This is a genomic window from Candidatus Cardinium hertigii (assembly GCF_050864855.1).
Taxonomy (GTDB): domain Bacteria; phylum Bacteroidota; class Bacteroidia; order Cytophagales; family Amoebophilaceae; genus Cardinium; species Cardinium hertigii_C.
Genome location: NZ_JBOZWW010000052.1, coordinates 1 through 19,134 on the forward strand (window position 1 = coordinate 1; position 19,134 = coordinate 19,134).

At 36.3% G+C, this 19,134-nt stretch carries 19 protein-coding genes, 1 tRNA gene and 1 pseudogene; 6 read left to right on the forward strand and 15 right to left on the reverse strand.

Translation table 11 applies throughout. The annotated features are described in order from the left end of the window. A pseudogene (locus tag ACRRVB_RS02650) lies at positions 1 to 190 on the forward strand (IS5-like element ISCca5 family transposase); the annotation flags it as partial. A 96-nt stretch (positions 191 to 286) separates the two neighbouring features. Here ACRRVB_RS02650 and ACRRVB_RS02655 read toward each other — a convergent pair. The 12 genes from ACRRVB_RS02655 to ACRRVB_RS02710 form a co-directional block, all read right to left on the reverse strand. Continuing rightward, positions 287 to 745 (reverse strand): Lrp/AsnC family transcriptional regulator, encoded by a 459-nt coding sequence (locus ACRRVB_RS02655; protein ID WP_432466439.1) that lies wholly within the window; start codon positions 743 to 745, stop codon positions 287 to 289. 159 nt (positions 746 to 904) lie between these two features. Next, positions 905 to 2,320, reverse strand: coding sequence for a trypsin-like peptidase domain-containing protein (locus ACRRVB_RS02660; protein WP_432466440.1), 1,416 nt, complete (start codon positions 2,318 to 2,320; stop codon positions 905 to 907). Between the two features lie 144 nt (positions 2,321 to 2,464). After that, positions 2,465 to 3,910 carry a trypsin-like peptidase domain-containing protein gene (locus tag ACRRVB_RS02665; RefSeq protein ID WP_432466441.1) on the reverse strand — a complete coding sequence of 482 codons (1,446 nt, stop codon included), beginning with the start codon at positions 3,908 to 3,910 and terminating at the stop codon, positions 2,465 to 2,467. Positions 3,911 to 4,344: 434 nt separating this feature from the next. Then, entirely contained in the window at positions 4,345 to 5,667 is a 1,323-nt protein-coding gene (locus ACRRVB_RS02670) for a CIS tube protein (RefSeq protein WP_432466442.1), read from the reverse strand. Positions 5,668 to 5,684: 17 nt separating this feature from the next. After that, complete coding sequence (locus ACRRVB_RS02675) at positions 5,685 to 5,858, reverse strand: hypothetical protein (protein WP_432466443.1); 174 nt, start codon at positions 5,856 to 5,858, stop codon at positions 5,685 to 5,687. Positions 5,859 to 5,900: 42 nt separating this feature from the next. Next, positions 5,901 to 6,350 carry a phage tail protein gene (locus ACRRVB_RS02680; protein WP_432466444.1) on the reverse strand — a complete coding sequence of 150 codons (450 nt, stop codon included), beginning with the start codon at positions 6,348 to 6,350 and terminating at the stop codon, positions 5,901 to 5,903. Between the two features lie 33 nt (positions 6,351 to 6,383). Continuing rightward, positions 6,384 to 6,839 (reverse strand): hypothetical protein, encoded by a 456-nt coding sequence (locus ACRRVB_RS02685; RefSeq protein ID WP_432466445.1) that lies wholly within the window; start codon positions 6,837 to 6,839, stop codon positions 6,384 to 6,386. Positions 6,840 to 6,913: 74 nt separating this feature from the next. After that, positions 6,914 to 7,378, reverse strand: a complete 465-nt coding sequence (locus ACRRVB_RS02690; RefSeq protein ID WP_432466446.1) for a hypothetical protein — start codon at positions 7,376 to 7,378, stop codon at positions 6,914 to 6,916. Positions 7,379 to 7,472: 94 nt separating this feature from the next. Beyond that, complete coding sequence (locus tag ACRRVB_RS02695; RefSeq protein WP_432466447.1) at positions 7,473 to 8,960, reverse strand: phage tail sheath family protein; 1,488 nt, start codon at positions 8,958 to 8,960, stop codon at positions 7,473 to 7,475. A gap of 40 nt (positions 8,961 to 9,000) precedes the next feature. Next, positions 9,001 to 9,864, reverse strand: a complete 864-nt coding sequence (locus ACRRVB_RS02700; RefSeq protein ID WP_432466448.1) for a hypothetical protein — start codon at positions 9,862 to 9,864, stop codon at positions 9,001 to 9,003. A gap of 5 nt (positions 9,865 to 9,869) precedes the next feature. After that, a complete protein-coding gene (locus ACRRVB_RS02705) occupies positions 9,870 to 10,424 on the reverse strand; it encodes a Pvc16 family protein (protein ID WP_432466449.1) in 555 nt (184 codons plus the stop codon). Between the two features lie 382 nt (positions 10,425 to 10,806). Next, the gene (locus tag ACRRVB_RS02710) at positions 10,807 to 11,049 is read right to left on the reverse strand and encodes a F0F1 ATP synthase subunit delta/epsilon (RefSeq protein WP_432466451.1); all 243 of its coding nucleotides are present in this window, start codon (positions 11,047 to 11,049) and stop codon (positions 10,807 to 10,809) included. A gap of 297 nt (positions 11,050 to 11,346) precedes the next feature. Here ACRRVB_RS02710 and ACRRVB_RS02715 point away from each other — a divergent pair. Both ACRRVB_RS02715 and ACRRVB_RS02720 read left to right on the forward strand, forming a co-directional pair. After that, a tRNA-Lys gene (locus tag ACRRVB_RS02715) sits at positions 11,347 to 11,419 on the forward strand. Positions 11,420 to 11,691: 272 nt separating this feature from the next. After that, the gene (locus ACRRVB_RS02720; RefSeq protein WP_432466452.1) at positions 11,692 to 12,864 is read left to right on the forward strand and encodes a hypothetical protein; all 1,173 of its coding nucleotides are present in this window, start codon (positions 11,692 to 11,694) and stop codon (positions 12,862 to 12,864) included. A 26-nt stretch (positions 12,865 to 12,890) separates the two neighbouring features. On the opposite strand, the gene ACRRVB_RS02725 is transcribed toward ACRRVB_RS02720, so the two are convergent. Further along, the gene (locus ACRRVB_RS02725; RefSeq protein WP_432466453.1) at positions 12,891 to 13,661 is read right to left on the reverse strand and encodes an RNA methyltransferase; all 771 of its coding nucleotides are present in this window, start codon (positions 13,659 to 13,661) and stop codon (positions 12,891 to 12,893) included. Between the two features lie 23 nt (positions 13,662 to 13,684). Here ACRRVB_RS02725 and ACRRVB_RS02730 point away from each other — a divergent pair, with 23 nt between their 5' ends. The 3 genes from ACRRVB_RS02730 to ACRRVB_RS02740 all read left to right on the forward strand — a co-directional run bounded on the left by ACRRVB_RS02730 (position 13,685) and on the right by ACRRVB_RS02740 (position 15,745). Then, complete coding sequence (locus ACRRVB_RS02730) at positions 13,685 to 13,834, forward strand: hypothetical protein (RefSeq protein ID WP_432466454.1); 150 nt, start codon at positions 13,685 to 13,687, stop codon at positions 13,832 to 13,834. A 786-nt stretch (positions 13,835 to 14,620) separates the two neighbouring features. After that, complete coding sequence (locus ACRRVB_RS02735; protein ID WP_432466455.1) at positions 14,621 to 15,376, forward strand: ankyrin repeat domain-containing protein; 756 nt, start codon at positions 14,621 to 14,623, stop codon at positions 15,374 to 15,376. Between the two features lie 18 nt (positions 15,377 to 15,394). Continuing rightward, positions 15,395 to 15,745: an ankyrin repeat domain-containing protein gene (locus ACRRVB_RS02740; protein WP_432466470.1), complete on the forward strand. Its 351-nt coding sequence runs from the start codon at positions 15,395 to 15,397 to the stop codon at positions 15,743 to 15,745. A 551-nt stretch (positions 15,746 to 16,296) separates the two neighbouring features. On the opposite strand, the gene ACRRVB_RS02745 is transcribed toward ACRRVB_RS02740, so the two are convergent. Both ACRRVB_RS02745 and ACRRVB_RS02750 read right to left on the reverse strand, forming a co-directional pair. Further along, a complete protein-coding gene (locus ACRRVB_RS02745) occupies positions 16,297 to 17,736 on the reverse strand; it encodes a CCA tRNA nucleotidyltransferase (RefSeq protein ID WP_432466456.1) in 1,440 nt (479 codons plus the stop codon). 40 nt (positions 17,737 to 17,776) lie between these two features. Then, positions 17,777 to 19,108 (reverse strand): esterase/lipase family protein, encoded by a 1,332-nt coding sequence (locus ACRRVB_RS02750; RefSeq protein ID WP_432466457.1) that lies wholly within the window; start codon positions 19,106 to 19,108, stop codon positions 17,777 to 17,779. Positions 19,109 to 19,134: the final 26 nt, after the last annotated feature.

Sequence of the window (19,134 nt, forward strand, 5' to 3'; positions counted from 1 at the left end):
TTTTATGTGCTATTGCTCATAACCTACGACTGATTACAAGAAAATTATTCTTAATACCCTCACAGTCAAATAAATTAAAACCTATATAATTAAAATTCTTAATCCAAAACCAGTTATACCTATATCTTGGGTAAGAAAAATAGAGCGCCTGATAAACCATATATATTATAAAGAAATATCCATTCAATAAATTTATTCAAAAATAATATTTCAGGGCCGACTAAATATGGTATAACCTTTAGAAAACAAAGCAAGTACCTATGCAGGTAAGTGGTAAATAAGCCTTCTATTCTAGATATAATGGCTTATTTTTAAGTAGTTGGCTGACTGACAAAGTTTTGACATAGTCGACCATGGGCAAGCTATGGAGTTTTTCTACGACCATTGTTTGATAACTAGATAGATCTCTAACATAAACCATTAAAATAAAATCAAAATCACCTATTATTTGATAGCAAGTTACAATCGATGGTATTTTATTAATCGTAAGTTTAAACAATTTGATATGGTCGGCTGTAATCTTTTGAAGACGAATAGCAACCATTAGATGTAGCCCAAACCCTAATTTTGGATAGTCGATTTGTGCAGTATAATGGGTAATAATTGCATACTGCTCCAACTTTTTTACCCGTTCAAGGGTAGCAGCAGGGGATAGGTTGATTTTTTGTGCAAGTGCAGCATTTGTGATTTTTGAATCAACTTGCAAAATATTTAAAATATGTTTGTCTATCTTATCTAGTTCCATAAGTCTATCTATTCAGCCAATGGGCGCAAACAAGGGGCTATACCCCAGTGACCAACTTATCTTCCAAACACTTCCTATATGATGTAAAAAGTGCTCATAAAGAGCTAAAAGGGCAATTAGCCCACAATTATAGGAGAACTGGTCCACTGATGATGGGACTCATCCCAAATTAAACCATCTGGGCTGAGGAACATGCGCCCTATACTCGATATAACCCCTTGAGGGCCTAGCACCTAAATGTAGCGCACCAAATGAATAAAAAGGAGACAAATCCGTATAGGCTATGGTAAAGTATTTTTTAACTAGTAAAGATGGGATCACTGCCCCTAATGCTTCAAGACTGGCAAGCGGTTTTTCATTAAAAGACAAAACTTTAACCCTAAAATCATCTTTAATCCTATTAGACGCAACACGATTAAAAATATGATTTGCATCTGCTTTAACAAAAGTTAAGCTTTTAGCAGCTATACCATTTATTTTAGCGCAATAATCATCCATTTCAAAAAAGATAGCGCCTCCAAAATGGACCATTTTTTTGATCTTATGGCGCTCAAGATCATAAAGTCCTATTTTAATATCATGCCACTGACCCATTCTAAAAATGGTTAACAACACATGATCTGTAGTAGCGCGATTCATAGCCATATCAAAAGTACCCAAATTAGGCCCTATTTGCTGACCATTAATGGCCCAAATCACATCTCCAGGAAAGAGCAACCCATCTGAAGGGCTACCAGTCAGCACATCATCTACTGCAATCACAGAGGTCGCGCCACTAGGAAATGTCTTAATGTATTCTTGTTGGCATGCTATGGGCAACCCATCATACTGGACCAAATCCTTAATAGGCGTATATTGGGTAATGATCCCGATTTGCTTCCTAATGGGGCATTTACCCTGCCGGATGGCTGATAAGGCATACCGAATGTATGCAGGATGGATGGCCCACGCAAATGTATTATTTCCAGCATAATTAAGCCCTATAGCTTGCCCATCTTTGCTAAAAACAGGCGAACCACTTGACCCACCTTTGGTATTTAAACTAAGCTTAACAGATTGTTGCGGCATCTCACCTCCCACCTCATACAAATCTGCTACAACGCCTGTATGTAAAGAAAAGCTATGCCCTGCATTATTGCCAACGATAAAAATAGGCTGATCTATAACTGGATTACGACGGCTAAAGGTAGTTTCGGTAACTTCTTGTGGAATTGCTATAGGCGCAACTTGTAAAAATCCATAGTCCAACCATGGATCATAATAGATTAGATGAGCCTCTTGCTGAATGCCATTAAAAAAGGTTACTTTGTAACTGCCCACTACAGCAGCCCCTATTACATGTTTATTGGTTAACAAATAGCCATGTTGCTTATCTATCACACATCCTGTTCCACTCCACTTGTTCCCTTTTTCATAAGCTGAAAAAGAAGCACTTACCTCAATGGTTACTACTGATCTTTTAGCCTGTTCAATTACTTTTTCAGGAAATAACTCCTTGGCTAAAAGAATGGGTGTAGGCAAGAAAAGGGCAAAAAATATAGCCCAGTATTTAGACTTTACAATATTTATTTTCATAGGCATTTTAGTAAATAGCGGTTAGAACAAGCTAAAAACATCAATAAAAATTAATAAAAGGGTATACCACCGCATAGGCCTCTACTCTCCTTGAAACTGCTCATAAGTCTCTTCTAACTTATAGATTTAGATACGCATAGTCTATTATAAAGCGATTTCTTGACCCTTCCACTCAAAGTGAATGGGATCCCATTCCCAAACTTTAGGTGGTGCTAAGTTCGGGTCATATTCTACATTATCTTTATAACGATTATGCACAAATTTTCGCCACATTCCATGACCTAGTGGGATATAATTGATGTATTCAACTGTAAAATATTTTTGATGCACCAATTGCGGAATCCATTCAATTAACGCATCCAAGCTTTGAATAGGCTGACCATTCATAGCTAACAACCGCATAGCTAAAATTTTGAAATGATCATTATGGAAAGCAGGTGCGTTGAAAATGGTATTGGGTTCTGCAATACAGCCAACCAAAGTTTTAGGTGGCAGGCCAGCCAGTGTACTACACATGTCGTCTGTTTGAAAAAAAGTAATCCCGCCAAATTGAACCATTTTAGCAACGCGATGGCTATTCAAATCATAACAAGGTATCGCCACCTCATGAAAGGAGCCATTGCGAAAAATGGTTAACAACAGCTGGTCCTTTGATGACTTATTTACAGCGCTATCAAAATCTACTAAATTGGGTCCCACTAATTGACCATTAAGCGCCCAAATCAAATCTCCTGGCAAAAGTCTATGATCGGCTGGTGTACCTTTTAGTATACTGCCTACTTGTAAAATTTTATTTTTTGCATTTGGAAATTCTGTACAATAGGTCTTTTGTGACGCTGCCGAGAGATGATCATAACGGACGGCATTATCTAGTGAATAAGTAGTTAATAAAGCACCAATATGCTTTCTGACAGGTATTTTTTTTGCTTTTAAGGCAGATAGTGCATGGTGCACATAGTTTAGATGTAGGCCAATATGCATGGTATCTGAACCAGCACAATTTAAGGCAATGCCCTCTCCAGCTTCATTAAAAATCAAAGAACCGCTTGCACCACTTTTACTAGGGATACTGACGCGAATAAAATGCTGGGGCATGGTCCATTCTATACTATAATTGGTATCATCTATGCTTCCAGGATAATGTATAGCCTTCTTATTTTTTTGCTTAGCAATCGTAAAAACAGACTGACCCAGCAATGGATTTTTACTACTTAATTTTACCGCTTGGACTTCTTTAGGAAAGAGCGATGGATCTATTTGTAAAAGCGCAAAATCTGCCCAAGTATCATAATAGATCAATTTTGCTGGCGCCTCTATGCCATTGAAAAAACCAATCGTATAGTCTGCCACTATAACAGGCCCAACCGTAAAGCCAGAAGTTAAAATATACCCTGCTTCCTTATCTATTACAACTCCGTTGCCATACGCCTCCCCAGGAGGGGTATAAGCTGTAAGCGCTGCGCGGGTATCGACAGAAACTACAGACCGCTTGGCATTTTCAATTACACTGGGTTTAAATTTGGACTTACCATAACAAATAAAATGGACAGTTAAAAACAGGCCTAAAACAACAGATTTTATATAACGCATATAACGAATGAATTAAATATGATAAGAGACCTTATGGATAGATAGACTATGCATAATTTAAAAAGCACTTTTGGATTTTTAGATTTAAATATTTGAATAAATTATTTAAAAGATGATAGGCAAATCAATATAGAAAAATATATTGAAATATACTTAAACATCGATGCACTTTTCAAAAAAGTATCACGAAAAAAGGGAGGGATTACCAACAGGCTTTGTAAAAAGTTTCGATTAGAAGAATTTATCTTTAGATGGTACGTAAGTCCATTACATGGATACAAAAAGGGAGGGCTGATTGTCTAGCTTTTAGGGTAAATCTTCTAGCAGCTTTTTAGATCAACAGTTGATTTTTTATTTATACAATTTTAACAATTATAAGATTAAATGTCAACTATTACAATTAATAAAAAAGTGCAATACAAATTCCTTATTTTTTAAAATCCGCTTGATTTAACTATTTTTTTTCCAGCATCATATGCCCTGGGTGCTACTTTTTTAGCAAAATTTTTGAGCCTTCGCAAAAAGCTTATTTTGTTTCTCATAACATTCACGTTTGCTTTTAGTCCACTTAGTTTACGTAAACTATCTGGTGCATTTGCCGCAACTGCAGCTGCAGCACCACCAGCTGCTGCAGCATGACCAGCTAGCGTTTTGCCTGTTTTTGGAAAACGTCTTTTGCCTTTTCCTTTAGCCGTATGACTACTTGACCCAGAAGCCGCATTATGTTTGGAAGATCTAGCCATACTGCCACCTAACAAATAGCTTTTACTATTTGTAGCAGATCGATTGGAGGATCCACCTATTCCTGTAGAAACAGTATCTCCTCCTGATGCACCTGAATCAATCGCTAGTCTATGTCCTCCTCCACCAATCCCCCCTCCACTCCCACCAGGCCCATTACCTGCAACGCCACCTTGAAAGCCATTGCCCGTATCGTCAACATTTGATCCAGTACTATAACTGGCAGCATGTGTAGAACCAGTAGAACGATCTATGTCTCCACGAGCACCATAATTTCCAGCGCTATCTTTTTCCATGCTAGCAGTAGGCTTTCCAGCATGTCGCATGCTGGAACCATCCATCTGATGGCTAGAACCCGCACCATGATAAATATCATCAGGGGCTCCACTGTAGGCACCATCTGGCGCACCACTATAGGCACCATCCATACCATTGGGAGTCGGTCCAAAAGCTGTATCACTAGATAAAGACTGGCCAGCCTTCGTTGGATGTACCGTTGCACGATTAGTAGATGGCTTTGTATAGTTGGTGTCTATACCAGGAGCAGATTTCCCTTTGCCTACAGGAACAAGCTCTTCTAATACAGCTATACGCGCCTCCGCTCTCACCAAGGTACCATCTACTTGAAACATAGAATAAACTATATCTAAATCTACCAGCCTGCCTTTAAAATCAATATGACCCCAGATGATGCGAATATAATTAGGGGCATTGTGCTTTTTATGCGGATTATAGGTAATATTTTGTAGCTGCTTTACTTGTTCCATAACTGCAATTCGATTGCTACCAGGTATAATACCTGTATTATCAAACAAAAGACTAAAAGAGAGCAATTTTGGAGGAGATCCACAATATTTAAGCAAATTAGCACCAGGCATGCCCTCAGGTACATGGTACGATACAGCACTTTTAATCGTTAAATTTTCTGGATTAATAGATGTAATAAATTCACCTGTAAAAGAGGAAAATTTATTGTCATTGCATGCTTTAATAACTAGTTTGCTAACATTACTCATAACAACAGATGTATCATTTACCTTGTAGATCGATCCTCCAATAGGTTCAGAAAGTCTCTTTCCAATGCTAGCTTTTGCTGTTCTGTAGTATGGAATAAAAAACCATCTGACCTATTTTTAGTATAGTCTACTTGCTTATTGGCTTCATAAACTTTAACCTGGATCACTAATTCATTAATTTTAACAGGCATAATCAATAAAATTAATTGTATACAAACACCGAGCCATAGATATTACCTTGTTCGTACAAGCCTAGAATAGCCAATCGTAATGGTTTCCCCTATTCCAGGATCTGTCTGAGTATTTAACTGAAATGGCGTAATGCTAATTGCTTTTGGATAAGCATCCTCTAGCTTCCAATGTGCCAGAATTTTCGCCTCTTTATTCAGAACTAAAATATGGACCTGTTTAGGATCAAAACGACCTGTATCAATGATATCTTCGCACCAAAGCGTCATTTTGGTTTTACCTTCTACCAAGGGTCTAGTCAAGACCAAATCAGTAGTTTCACATGCAATCGATCTATAATAAGGCCTATTGGCCCCTCCAGGTAAATAGGGCTCCATATTTAAAAAATTATTTAATCCTTCCACTTTATAAAAATACTCCGGGGAACTACCATCTGTTACATCTAATATTTCTACTTGAAAAGAATATGAATGGACTAAATTAAAACCTGCCATAAAGATTAAAATTAATATTGACACATCATACCATTACTTTTTATCTGGTTGCAAGCCTTGTAAAGTAAAACGGATACGGATATAACCCATTTCACCTGTGGCTTCGTTTTTCCTATTTAAAAACAACTCTGCTTTTTGTACAATAACGTCATTTACAGTTGTTTTTGTATCTATTGAACCATCTTTTTTATGTACACAAAGTGTAAATGGCTCTGCAGTGTATTTATCTGCAAGCACCTCTTGTACCAAACTATATGCTTTGGTTAATAACTGTTTACCGGTTATAAAGGGCAAAAACTCTACGGTAAAGGTTACCACTTCTTGCGCACTGTGTTGATTCTGAAAAAGAGGTGCACGGGTTGCCGTATCATATACGGTAGCTTTAGTAGATGTTCTTTGATTAGGCATACCAACCGCAGAAACACTACAACTTTTACTATCAAAACCTGCTTTATTAAAGTGTTTATAATCAATAGTTACTCTTTGCATAATATCTTTCTATTTCTATTTTTTTCTAGTTAACCTATGTAATATCTGTAAAACGCAATAATGGATGGAGCAAGTTATTGTTTAATAACAAAACTAACTGGATCATAAATAGAAAGTTCTGCTGTTACTTCTTGTAATCCAGTCTCAGCATCTACTTCACTGCTTATGTCACTCACGTACCCTTGAAATTGGATATGGGTAAATGGTTTATCATCATTGGTTGCAATGCTAAAGAGCATATTTTCTACATACTTGTCAGGGTTATTTTCTTTGGTTGCATTTAAGTTTTTTTCTATTTTTTTGATATCATCATCAAACTTTTTATCTGGTGTTTTGAGGATAGAAACCTTAACATCAGCTGTTTGATTGATTTCCGCCCCTTTATGTATCGCATAGACTGCCTTACCTTGTCCATTGATGGATCTTACATATTGAGATCGATTTTCTAAAGCAACTGCTATGTGGTAATCGGTTATACTAACCTTTGAGGAGCCTAAATTAAAATGGACTATAGCAGGTATTAACAAATTATCAGCCATGGTTATTTCAGTTTTAAATATTTTTTAAATTGTACGCAATCGTCTTAATACAGGAGGCAAAAGACTAATTTGCCCCCTATACACAGATGCATGGCTAACCATCTGCACCCATTTTTTGCTCAAAGGTAATCACAATAAACTCAGCTGGTCTAGGAGCCGATACTTTTACCGAAATACGCATGATGCCTTCATTAACGTCATCTTGCGACATGGTCTCCCCTAATCCACAAAGTACTGTAAATGCCTCTGCAGGACTTCCACCCACTAAAGCACCTTGCCTCCAAAGATTGGTCAAAAAGTTAGAAATCATACCCTGTACAACCGCCCAAGTAACAGGTACATTTGGCCTAAAAACAACAGAAAATGCTGCATTTTTAATAGATTGCTCAATAAGGATAAACAATCTTCTCACATTAATATACCTCCATTCTGGACTATTGCCAGCCAAGGTTCTTGCGCCCCAAACCACAGCAGCACCGGCTCCTTTAAAAGTACGAATGGCATTGATGGATTTACCACTAATACCATCTACGTTAAGTGCTTCTTGCTCTTCATGCGTAATTTTAACCATTGGTTCAACCACAGCATTTAAGTTTTGATTCGCTGGTGCAATCCATACGCCTCTTGCTTTATCTGTTCTAGTATAAAGGCCTGCCATAGCGGGAGCTGCTGGAAGAATATTTAAGCGATCTGCAATGGTTTTACGAAGTAATTTGTACTCTTTACTGGTATTTTTTAATCCAGCATCCCAATAAATTTTTTCTTTCTCTGTCGTAGCACTGACCAAATTAGAAAGCATGGTTTGATGCGCTGGTTGCAACACATTCTTTAGGGAGTCTAGATCAAAATTTTTATAATCAATACTATTCAATGGGATAATATTTGTTCTAACCCATGGATAATAAGCGGCTCCATAACTCAAATTATCTAATCCAATGTATTCACGAAATCTATTTACATATTTGTTTTTATCTTCGATAGGTAGTTCATGGTTGCCCCCCCATATATCAAATAATGCAACTTTATTCAGATACTTGCCACAATGGGCCAGTGCATGGGTCTGCACCGCATAGTAAGAGGCATCTTCTTCATCTAATAAAAGTGAATCCGGCATTAACAACATAGTTGGTACCTCTTCTCCAGCTAATGTATCTATACCTTGTTTAAATAGATCTGGTGTAATGGCTAGCTGCACATTTGGATCTCCATATTGACCGACAGATAAAATGAAGCAGTCTGCTCCACCATTGTCAAAAAATAGTTTTAAACTATTATAGAGGTAAAATGTCGAGTTTTGACTCTGTTCCATTGCATAAGATTTACCATTCATTACCAAATCTTTATCTCCACTGGTAACCTCTTTAATGGTATACACAGGAACCGCTGGCCCTCCAAAAAACAACTCGTATTCAGAAAGTGAAGAAATCTGAACCGGTTTCATATGAAAAGATTTTCCATTAATTTCAGCTCTTTCAGTAAAACCTATAAAAGCAGGAACTGCAGTTGATACTTGAACCACGGCGTTGGCACCCGTATCCTTCTCGACGATGTACACGCCGGGAGTTTTTAAATTTTCAGCCATTTTATTTATTTGATTTTTAATTAATTATATAAAAGTTAAACTAAACATATACCACTATATCACTATAGAGTTTTTTTCTATTGGTCTTATCTTTCTTGAGCGAATCATAAGTAGGATAAGGCAATTTTTCTAATACTATTGTTTTAGGTTTCTCAGCGTTTTTATTAAGCTTACAAAGTGAGAAAGAACGATCGTATTGATCACAAAGCTCCATGGCCATTGTAGATTCTGCACAATAGGTATTAGGGAATTCATTGGAAGCCTTTACAGCACTAAAGTAAGAGGCATCTTCTTTAGATAGAATGGTTAGCAATCCATTGAGTCGTTTTTTAGTATCTACCAAATAGTATCGCCAAAAAGTGGAGCGATTCTGAATTTTAATTTTATAGACAATTGGTTTTGTAAAAAGAGGCTCTTTTTGTTTGGATAACAGATGGACCCACTGGGTAAGGTCTATATCAATCATCGCAAAGACATTACAACCTGGTTGTGTAGGATAATGTTTCACTTCCCGAATCTTTACCAAGTCTGATCTACTCATAAATGGTTGGTTATGTAGCAAATCACTATTACCATGCCGATTAGATAAGTAATAGACTTCGCCTGTTGGATAACCTGCGTCTAATTCTGACAGATTCAATGCTTGGTTATTTTTTAAGATCATCATAAAAGAAAGAATGATGCCCTCTGCCTTTTTTTTAAACAATTCCAACGGATCGTCATAATGCTGTGAAAGCCATATAAGCTCTATGCCATCCGAGTGACCTAACATCCGAACCCTACGTTGTACCATCCAAGAAGCAGTAGAAAAGGTTGGTTCAATATCAAAATCATTTTGGACGTTATTAGATTTATAATACTTATTTGAAATAGCGATTCGAAATAATTTTGTTGCAAAAGCCATAACTATTACCTTTCATGTGATGAAAATGTGGATACGACTTTTAAACCCATAGTAGTATCTCCTATAAATATAAGGCCCACTTTATATAGCAAAGAAGGGCTATACGGCGCATGCAAACTTTCCCAAAGCATGGTCTTTTCTGATGCAGTCATTTTAACCAACTCAACGGAAAAACTTTCTACTCCTATTTCTTGTAAAATCGGGGTATTAGCAGTGTCAAAATGGGACTTATTTTGAAAAAATGTAGCTATATAAGCCAATAATTCTAAATTTTTTAGTAAATCAGATGCTTTATAATCAATAGAAAATAAAAAATAAAGGTTGAACGCTTCTGGTGCTTTTCGTACTATAAAACCATCCCCTTGTGGGACATATTGAGTAGGATTGCTACACAACTCTACGGACGTAATATCAACCAATCTCATCATAATACCAGATTTGCTTTCTACTTGAGAATTTGCTAAAATTGCCAAAGATATTGCTGGCCCTTTAACATTCATTTTAGATTGAATGTATTGATTGGCCTCAGATAATATAATACGAGTGCAATGGTGTAGCATTTTTAGTCTCTATTGTTATTCATGATGCTTATTGCATACTGGCTATAATGATTACAAAAATGGGCCAAACTGGCTTTGCTGGCCTCATTATTTATTAGTGATCTATCTATTCAGATAAACAAAAAGGAATATACCGTTTAATATATTACATTTTTAGATTAATTTTTTACTCAAAACCAAAAAAAAATTTTAGACTACTTTACTTAAAAGTTGCAGTATAGCCTACTTTTATAGTAGGGCAAAGCAATAGCAGGTGGTGCTTTTTTAAAATTTAAAGAGCCAAAAAGTTGAAAATTTCAGATAAGCCTAAAGAAGCACAAAGCCTATTAGGTACTTATAATAGCGTATTTGCTAGCTTTATTCGACTAAACCGTTCACTTTTTTACTTTAGGGGCTCGCAAACTACCACAACTTGGTTATCAGCTATTGAAGTAAAACCACTTTTTACTGAAATCGATGATGTAGCAGGTCCAACTGTATACGTAATTTGCCCTGCTGTTAAACTACTTAATATAGGCGCATGGTTAGGGCATACCTGAAACGGACCAAGCGGACTTGGCAGCTTTACACTATTCACTGCTCCATTGAAAAGGCTACCACTAGGGGTTACGATAGACAGGTTCATATTTAAGATATTTATCTATTTAGCGGATTACTATATACAACCCAAACTAGCTGATTGCTCCCACTGCTTATGGATGAAAGGTAAACAAAAGGTTTTTTAAAAGCAAATGGCCTTAAACAATTATAAATCAATATAGATACGGATGGAGGTCTATCTTAATGATTTAAAAAATGCAAGGTAAAAAATGCACAAAAATAGAAAACAAAGTTTATACAAGTTTGTTTGGTTTTTTCGGGCCACTATAGTTTTATTTTCGCTAAAAAATAGATAAATTTACAATTGTTGGTCTTAATAAAGGATTTCGTAGCTCAGCTGGTAGAGCATCTCCCTTTTAAGGAGAGGGTCCTGGGTTCGAGTCCCAGCGGAATCACACTTTTAAGTGCATAAATAAAAATATAGCATACATGGAATGCTAATTATTTTTATTATAAATCTCCGCCATTTAAGCTTTAAAACCTTTAAAAAGCATAATTTTTTTAAAAGTTCACTCGCAGCATATAGTGTATGGCCGTAGTTATTGGTTGGTCCACATCCTCAATATGGCTATTTTAGCCTAATCATTTTAGCCTAATCAAGGTAAGTTGTATAAAATATATCTAACGTAATATGACTAAAAAATATATATCCCACCCGTTCATTTGGTTGCTTATCATCATTGCCACCTATGCAACAGGAGGCAGTTGCGATAGTTGTAACCGTAACCGTAACCGTAACCGTACCACTACCCCTAAGTCTACCCCTACTACGCCTATAGATAAGTCTGATGCAGCATCTATTACCTCTTCAGGTTATGCAAGTGACAGCGATGGTGGACCATCTTCTGGCAGCAGTGGGTCTTCCAATTTTTCTAGTGGTAGCGCTTCCTCCAGTCGGTCCAGTTCCCCCGCTCCTCCGACTGATTTTGCTGGTCTTACTAATATCGGCAATACTTGCTACATGAATGCAGCGTTGCAGATTATTGCAGCATTGTATGCAGATAAGGTAGAGGGCCATGATGGTTTAAAAAAGCTGGTCAACAAAATAAATCATGGTCACCAGCCGTTAACCAATAAAGAAATGGAAGAATTTGTGAAGTCTTTACCAGATGGGGCGAAAAAGATGGCACAATCAGGTAGACAGGAAGATCTTTATGAATTTATCAGCAATCTTACAGAAGCAACCAAATTTCTAGACCCTATTCAGTGCACTGAGTCTTTTTTCCGGACACAGCTTTTTAACTTGGGAGTTTCTAAACGATTTTATAAATACGATAATAATAAACCAGACTTTCACTGCGAAGCTAACGGTGGCGTATTGACTATAGATATAGATGTAAAAAACATATCTGAACTGACTAACTTAGTTCAAGATTATCAATTCAAATTTGTGGAGAAAAGTAGAGATCTCGACAATATCCATTTAAATAAATTTCTTCCGTTCGAAGGTGCACTGCCCTCTTATGTAGAGGTATATAAAGATGCGCTAAAGAATGATCAGAAGAGTTATGTGACATACAAAGTATTCCATAAACTTCCTGACAGAATTTGCGTCCGTTTAAATAGATTTTTGAATGGTAAAAAAATAAATGATGATGTTCCTGGGGCATTAAATATTACCATTAAGCCAGATCCTAATCTGGACGAAACTATTTATTTTGATTTACATGGATTTATTGTGCACAATGGGCCTACTTATAGCAGTGGCCACTACATAGCCTACCTAAAACGCAATGGAAAATGGTACGAAGCAAGTGATTCCTCCATAACTCAAATTAGCCCGTCAATAGCTATAGATAAATCTAAACAAGCCTATCTATTGTTTTATAAAAAGAAATAAATAGGCCATGGGCTTTTGGTATATGGTTAGGTATTGTAGCGCACAGCGCCCTTCCAATGGTCACATAAAACAGCTGCAGCGATAGCTGCATTCAAAGAATTAGCAGTCCCATACCTAGGAATACAAACCCTATCTGTAACCACTGCTTGTATGGCAGGCTGAATCCCATGGGATTCGTTCCCAATGACCAATATGCCATGGTCTGGAAAGGAAAAATCGCGTACCGGTTTGCCCTTTAGCATAGCCCCTAGAATAGGCAGGTTTGTATTTTGTAAATAGCTTGGCAAATCTACATAATGGAGGTCCACCTTTAGAAAAGAGCCCATGCTGGCTTGGAGTACCTTTGGGTTATATAGATCCACAGTTGTTTGCGCACAGAGTATGGTGCGTATGCCATACCAATCTGCTATACGGATGATCGTCCCTAAATTTCCAGGATCTTGTATGCCATCCAATGCAAGGGTTATACCCATCAATGGTAAATGGGGTGCAGTAGGCTTCGGTATGGCTGCCACAGCCAGTACTTCATGGTTATGGACCAAAGACCCCAACCTAGAAAGAAGCTCCTTCGGCGCCTGAAATACTTCGATGGTCTTAGGAACAGGCGCAAGAATATTTTGATTTTTGAGCAAAAAAGAAGGCGTAGCTACGATACATTTTATGTCATAGTCAGAAGCAAGCAAAGCTTCCGTACCCTTTTTACCTTCTACAACAAAAGCAGCCTGCGCGAGACGATGCTTTTTAAGGGCCAACTGACGGATAAATGTAGCCTTGTTTTTACTTAAGCTAGGATACATATATAGATATACTCTGCTACTTTATGTTGGATCAACCAGTAGGACAAAAGCTGCTAGATCAAAAAGTAGCACAAAAATGGCTTACCACCTTACTTACGCGCATACTTGCTTTTTATATGACGAAACAACAAATAATGGATTGCAATGATGCAGGGGACTATAGCAATTTTTAGTATAAAAACCAATGATAAGCAAGACAAAAAAAACAATAATATAGCAAGTACAAATCCAGTTTTAAATGAAATCATAAAAGAGAAATTGAAAAAAAAGTATATAAACAAGGATAAGGTATACTATAATATTACAACTATTTTCGCAACGATCCAAAAAAAGGTTCTCTTGTGTTCATAGGGTCCAAAGATTGTATACAATATTTTTCTATCTGAATCTTTTGAGCTACTATAGCTTAATCAGTAGACACAAAAATCTAGAGAAAGAAGCGCTACAAATATCAAAAAAGCAGAAATACACTAGTTAATAGCCTCATTCTATTTGCTTTTTCATAAATATATTCTGAACTTCGCAAAAGTAGGTTTTTGTTCGATAGCTTTATTTATATATGCTTTATGAAGAAATATTTTATTGTTTTACCCCTTATTGCTACTTATTATAATAGCTTTAGTAATAAATCTAATAGAAAATCTGTACGTTACATTCAAAATAGAAGGTAAAAACGGGAATTAAAACTAGTACACGATTTGTATGGTATACATATATTTTTTATTAGTAATTTTGTCTTAAACTTGGCGATCAGGTTATTTAATAAATAAGCTGATATTAAGGACATTTAGTAATTTTTATATACGTTTAATGCCGAGCGGTACTATAGTATATTAAATAGGATAAATTTAGTTATTTAGCAATTCTTTTTCTAATATTTTAAATATAAAATTATATAATTTATGAATAAACACTGTATGAAATACACTTTATTTTCCAAATTAATTTCTGGATTAAGTATGGCGTCTTCGCTAGTGCTTACTACTAGCTGTACTAAATTTTCTAGTAAATATGGGATACATGAACAGAATAATTTTAGTCAATCATCTTTTTATTCGAAAGTAAAAAACAATTATATAAATAATAAGGTAAATGAAACACTAGAATATAAGAATTTACTTATTTTTCACTCGGCAATACAAACAAATGATATTGCAACTGCCATGTACCTAATTGAAAATAACAATATTTATCTTAATAAACAAGATAAGGATGGTCAAACGGCTCTTCATTGGGCAGCAGGAATGGGACACGAGAATATATGCAACCATCTACTGAGTAATAATAATATCAAGGTTAATGTACAAAATAATAATGGCCAAACGGCTCTTCATTGGGCAGCAGGAATGGGACACGAGAATATATGCAACCATCTACTGAATCATAATAACATCAAGGTTAATGTACAAAATAAGAATGGTCAAACACCTCTTCATTGGGCAGCAGGAATGGGACACGAGAATATATGCAACTATCTACTGAGTAATAATAATATCCAGATTAACCTACAAGATAAGAATGGTCAAACACCTCTTCATTGGGCAGCAAGAATAGAACGCGAGAATATATTGAACCTTCTACTGAATCATAATAACATCAAAGTTAATGTACAAAATAAGAATGGTCAAACACCTCTTCATTGGGCAGCAGAAATAGGAAACGAGAATATATGCAACGATCTACTGAACCGCGATCCTACGCTGATTAATATATAAGATAGATATAATGACACTATACTTCATAGTGCAATAAGAAATGGTCATAAAGAAGTTGTTAAAATGATATTAAGTGATATTAATTCTATTGCTATTATCAATCTAAAAAATGCATCTGAATTGACTCCACTTATGTTAGCATCATCCCTAGGTCATACAGAAATAATCCATGCATTAGTATCAGTTCAAGGGATTAAAAGTGATCTAAGAAATGACGATAGAAAAACAGCTCATTCTATCGCCTTTGAAAAAATCCTTAAATTTGAAGCTATAGAAAAACAGCGGAGTCTATTGCCTGTAGAGCAAAAAAAGCTAAATGAATATAGGAAATGCGCGAGCATTTTGGCTGGATTGATGCCATATCAATAGAAAAAGTTTTGTCGGATTTGTTTTTTTATTTTCAGCATTCTAGTATAAAAGACCTCCTTTATACTTTTTTATGGAAATAACCTGCAAACATTATACATTGATGGTAAAAAGTGTTTTAAAGATTATACTTAGCATCTAATCCTAGATATATATCTAAATGCAAAAAAACAAATGCGACAAAACTTTTTCATACTACACAAAGGATTTTTACTACATATTTTTGCTTTAAACTATTTTGTGCATGGGCCGACTTAGTCAGCCTTGAAATACCATATAATTATTTATTAATCAGTATTAAAGTTTTTAAACCCATATTGATTCATAACCAGTTTTTAGGTTTTTTTGTATAAACACCTTAAAAAATAAGGGAAAACAGCATTGCATGTAGACCAATAACAAAATTACTTCCGATAATAGATAAAATCCTTTAAAATAGGTAAATCATCTTGGAGTAATAGAAAACATGACCACTAAGCTTTACAGGAAAGAAGTAATTTAATTTTATTTAAAACAAACGCGATAAAACCAAATCAACCATAGATACGCCAAAATCAGCCCGGTTGGGATAGCCCATACTGTTTACCAACCATTAACATATAATCAAATGCTTCTTCATATCTATTTTTAATGGTACCTTCTAATATGGCCTCCTTCACTGCTTTCTTAATAAGGCCTACCTGAGGGGATGGTTTTAAGCCAAATGTTTGGATAATAATTTGACCCGTAATAACAGGTTGAAAATTTCTAATTTTATCACGCGCTTCGACTTCCCAAACCCGCTGCTGCACCCTATCAAAGTTGGCCAAATATTGTTGCACTTTGGCCTCGTTTTTAGAAGTTATATCAGCTCTACACAACAAAAACAAATCTTCTAAATCATCGCCAACTTCATACAAAAGACGCCGTATCGCTCCATCTGTGACTTCCTTAGCCAAGGCTATAGGACGTAAATGCAACCTAACCAATTTTTGTACATAACCCAATACTTCTTTGGTGATAGGGAAGCGCATTCTTTTAAAAAGCTTAGGCAACATTTTGGCGCCTTGTTCCTCATGGCCATGAAAAGAAAAACCATGTATGGGATCAAATCTTTTAGTCAATGGCTTGGCGATATCATGCAAAACAGCTGCCCAACGAAGCCATAATTTATCAGAATGATGGGCTAGATTATCTAAAACTTCAAGGGTATGGAAAAAATTGTCTTTATGAGAATGGCATCCAATCTGTTCTTTCCCTGCAAGGTCGTGTAATTCTGGTAGTACAAGGGATAATAGATTTGCATCAAATAAAAGTTTGAAGCCATAAGAAGGCCGATCGGTCATGATTATTTTATGGAGCTCTTCTGAGATACGCTCCTGCGCTACAATACCCAATCGATCCCGAACAGCTGTTATGGCGACCCATGTTTCTGGTACGATCGTAAAATGGAGCTGCGTCGACAAGCGTATGGCACGCATGATCCGCAATGGGTCATCTGAAAAGGTTTGATAGGGATTACAAGGCGTTCTAATCAAACCATCCATCAAATCGCTCTGGCCGTTGAATGGATCTACCAACGCTCCATAGTCTCTATTGTTTAAAGAAACCGCCATTGCATTAATGGTAAAATCTCGACGCATTTGATCATCAGCGAGTGTGCCTGTTGATACGCTTGGATGACGAGAGGTCAGCACATAGGATTCTTTTCTGGCGCTTATAAACTCTAGTCCCCACTCATCCCATTGCAACATCGCAGTACCAAAACGCTTAAAAAAGGTAACTGGAACACCTTTGTATTGTGCTACCGCTTGTGCAAGGAGCATACTATTGCCTACACAGACAATATCAATATCTTTGGCAACACGGCCTAAAAACAAATCGCGTACAAATCCTCCTACTACATAAGTTTCTAATGACAAGGCATCAGCAATCTCCCCAATTTGACGCAAGATTGGATGATCGGCAATTCCATCCAAGGGAACGATAGACTTTTTAATTTTTACACTATCCAATATTTTATTTTTTTAATGATCTCTTTTATGCTATACCTAGCTAAGCAGCAGGAGAACATGATTTGGGGTTTTCGATACACACTGCTTCTTTGTGCTCGTAAAAAGTAGCTTCTATAGACTCCACTACTTTTTGTATAACTTCATTGTTATTGAGCTCCGAAATGCCTTGTTTTACTGGAATACCTACTTTATTCCCATGACAGGCACCATATACTGTTATACGCTTAAAATTTGATTTAGTCCATCCTTTTGCATGTTGTGTATCAACGGGAAGCAACATATCATGCTCAAAATTTTCATTGCCACTAATCAAACGTGCATAGGTAGCATTCAGGGTATGCAACTCTTTAGAGTCAATTGAGGGAAACGAATCAAAAAGCTTGGAAAAATCGTTTAAAATACCTGCGATAGCGGTAATAGGAATATCAATCTCTTGAAGACCTAAAGCAACATAATCACGTATAAAACCACTATCTGGTTGTAATGCAGCAGCGCCCGGGCATATTTTTTTGATAAAATATGTGACTGTTGCGCTGTACAAACTAGGCCATTTTTGGGCTAATCCGGGCATAAACTTAAAAAAATATTTGATTACATCCTTGCCATAATTTTTTTCTACTCTATCTAAAGTAGGTTCTATTTTTTTAAATTCTTGCTGAAAGTGGTTGATGTTTTTGATGTGGTGCATTACGGGGGCGCCTTTCCATGGTGTACCTATAGTAATTAAATGATTAATATTAATACCTTCTTGCTTTAAACGAGAGCGATATTCTTTAACTAGGGCAAATCCCCGCAATCCTCCTTGACTATGGCCAACAATTACGATATGCGTGCCGGGAAGCATTTTTTTTATTTCTTCATATACTGCTTCAGCTTGGACTTTGATGCAAAGTGAGGTAGTAGGCGAGTCAAAAGAATCTAGCACCCCTTTTTTATTAGAATCTTTATTCAAACTGGCTGAGGCTAGTATAGTAGCATGTGGAAATTTTTCTTTTAAAACTGCCTGCATTTTAGCAAAATCATAAGACAGTCTATGCAATCCATGCAACAATACAATAGCTTGTTTGTGCTCCTCTACTTTAGGGAGTCGCTTGAATTGCTTTATTTTGTTTGGATATGGATTAAGATTATCTGACAAATACAACGCTACTGTATCAGTATTTTTTAGTTTATAGGCTGCTGGCATAAGATCAGTTTTTCCCAATGAAGCTTTTGAAGCCAATAGTGTTTGGGGATTAAGTGGTACTTTACCTTTTTCATGCTTGCGTACACAATTTTTACTGCTACAACCAATACCTAAGGCTAGAGAAACCATCAAACTAGATCGACCAATCGAAATAAGGGCCTTATGAATCCCTATGATATAGCGCATACTGGTAAATTTCTATAAAAACAGTG

Bases quoted from the DNA above. Each gene is read 5' to 3' on its own strand.
- ACRRVB_RS02700 (WP_432466448.1), bottom strand. From the start codon at position 9,864: ATGGCTTTTGCAACAAAATTATTTCGAATCGCTATTTCAAATAAGTAT.
- ACRRVB_RS02670 (WP_432466442.1), bottom strand. From the start codon at position 5,667: ATGAGTAATGTTAGCAAACTAGTTATTAAAGCATGCAATGACAATAAA.
- ACRRVB_RS02675 (WP_432466443.1), bottom strand. From the start codon at position 5,858: ATGCCTGTTAAAATTAATGAATTAGTGATCCAGGTTAAAGTTTATGAA.
- ACRRVB_RS02695 (WP_432466447.1), bottom strand. From the start codon at position 8,960: ATGGCTGAAAATTTAAAAACTCCCGGCGTGTACATCGTCGAGAAGGAT.
- ACRRVB_RS02750 (WP_432466457.1), bottom strand. From the start codon at position 19,108: ATGCGCTATATCATAGGGATTCATAAGGCCCTTATTTCGATTGGTCGA.
- ACRRVB_RS02730 (WP_432466454.1), top strand. From the start codon at position 13,685: ATGTTGGATCAACCAGTAGGACAAAAGCTGCTAGATCAAAAAGTAGCA.
- ACRRVB_RS02710 (WP_432466451.1), bottom strand. From the start codon at position 11,049: ATGAACCTGTCTATCGTAACCCCTAGTGGTAGCCTTTTCAATGGAGCA.
- ACRRVB_RS02725 (WP_432466453.1), bottom strand. From the start codon at position 13,661: ATGTATCCTAGCTTAAGTAAAAACAAGGCTACATTTATCCGTCAGTTG.
- ACRRVB_RS02705 (WP_432466449.1), bottom strand. From the start codon at position 10,424: ATGCTACACCATTGCACTCGTATTATATTATCTGAGGCCAATCAATAC.
- ACRRVB_RS02660 (WP_432466440.1), bottom strand. From the start codon at position 2,320: ATGAAAATAAATATTGTAAAGTCTAAATACTGGGCTATATTTTTTGCC.
- ACRRVB_RS02690 (WP_432466446.1), bottom strand. From the start codon at position 7,378: ATGGCTGATAATTTGTTAATACCTGCTATAGTCCATTTTAATTTAGGC.
- ACRRVB_RS02735 (WP_432466455.1), top strand. From the start codon at position 14,621: ATGGCGTCTTCGCTAGTGCTTACTACTAGCTGTACTAAATTTTCTAGT.
- ACRRVB_RS02680 (WP_432466444.1), bottom strand. From the start codon at position 6,350: ATGGCAGGTTTTAATTTAGTCCATTCATATTCTTTTCAAGTAGAAATA.
- ACRRVB_RS02665 (WP_432466441.1), bottom strand. From the start codon at position 3,910: ATGCGTTATATAAAATCTGTTGTTTTAGGCCTGTTTTTAACTGTCCAT.
- ACRRVB_RS02655 (WP_432466439.1), bottom strand. From the start codon at position 745: ATGGAACTAGATAAGATAGACAAACATATTTTAAATATTTTGCAAGTT.
- ACRRVB_RS02685 (WP_432466445.1), bottom strand. From the start codon at position 6,839: ATGCAAAGAGTAACTATTGATTATAAACACTTTAATAAAGCAGGTTTT.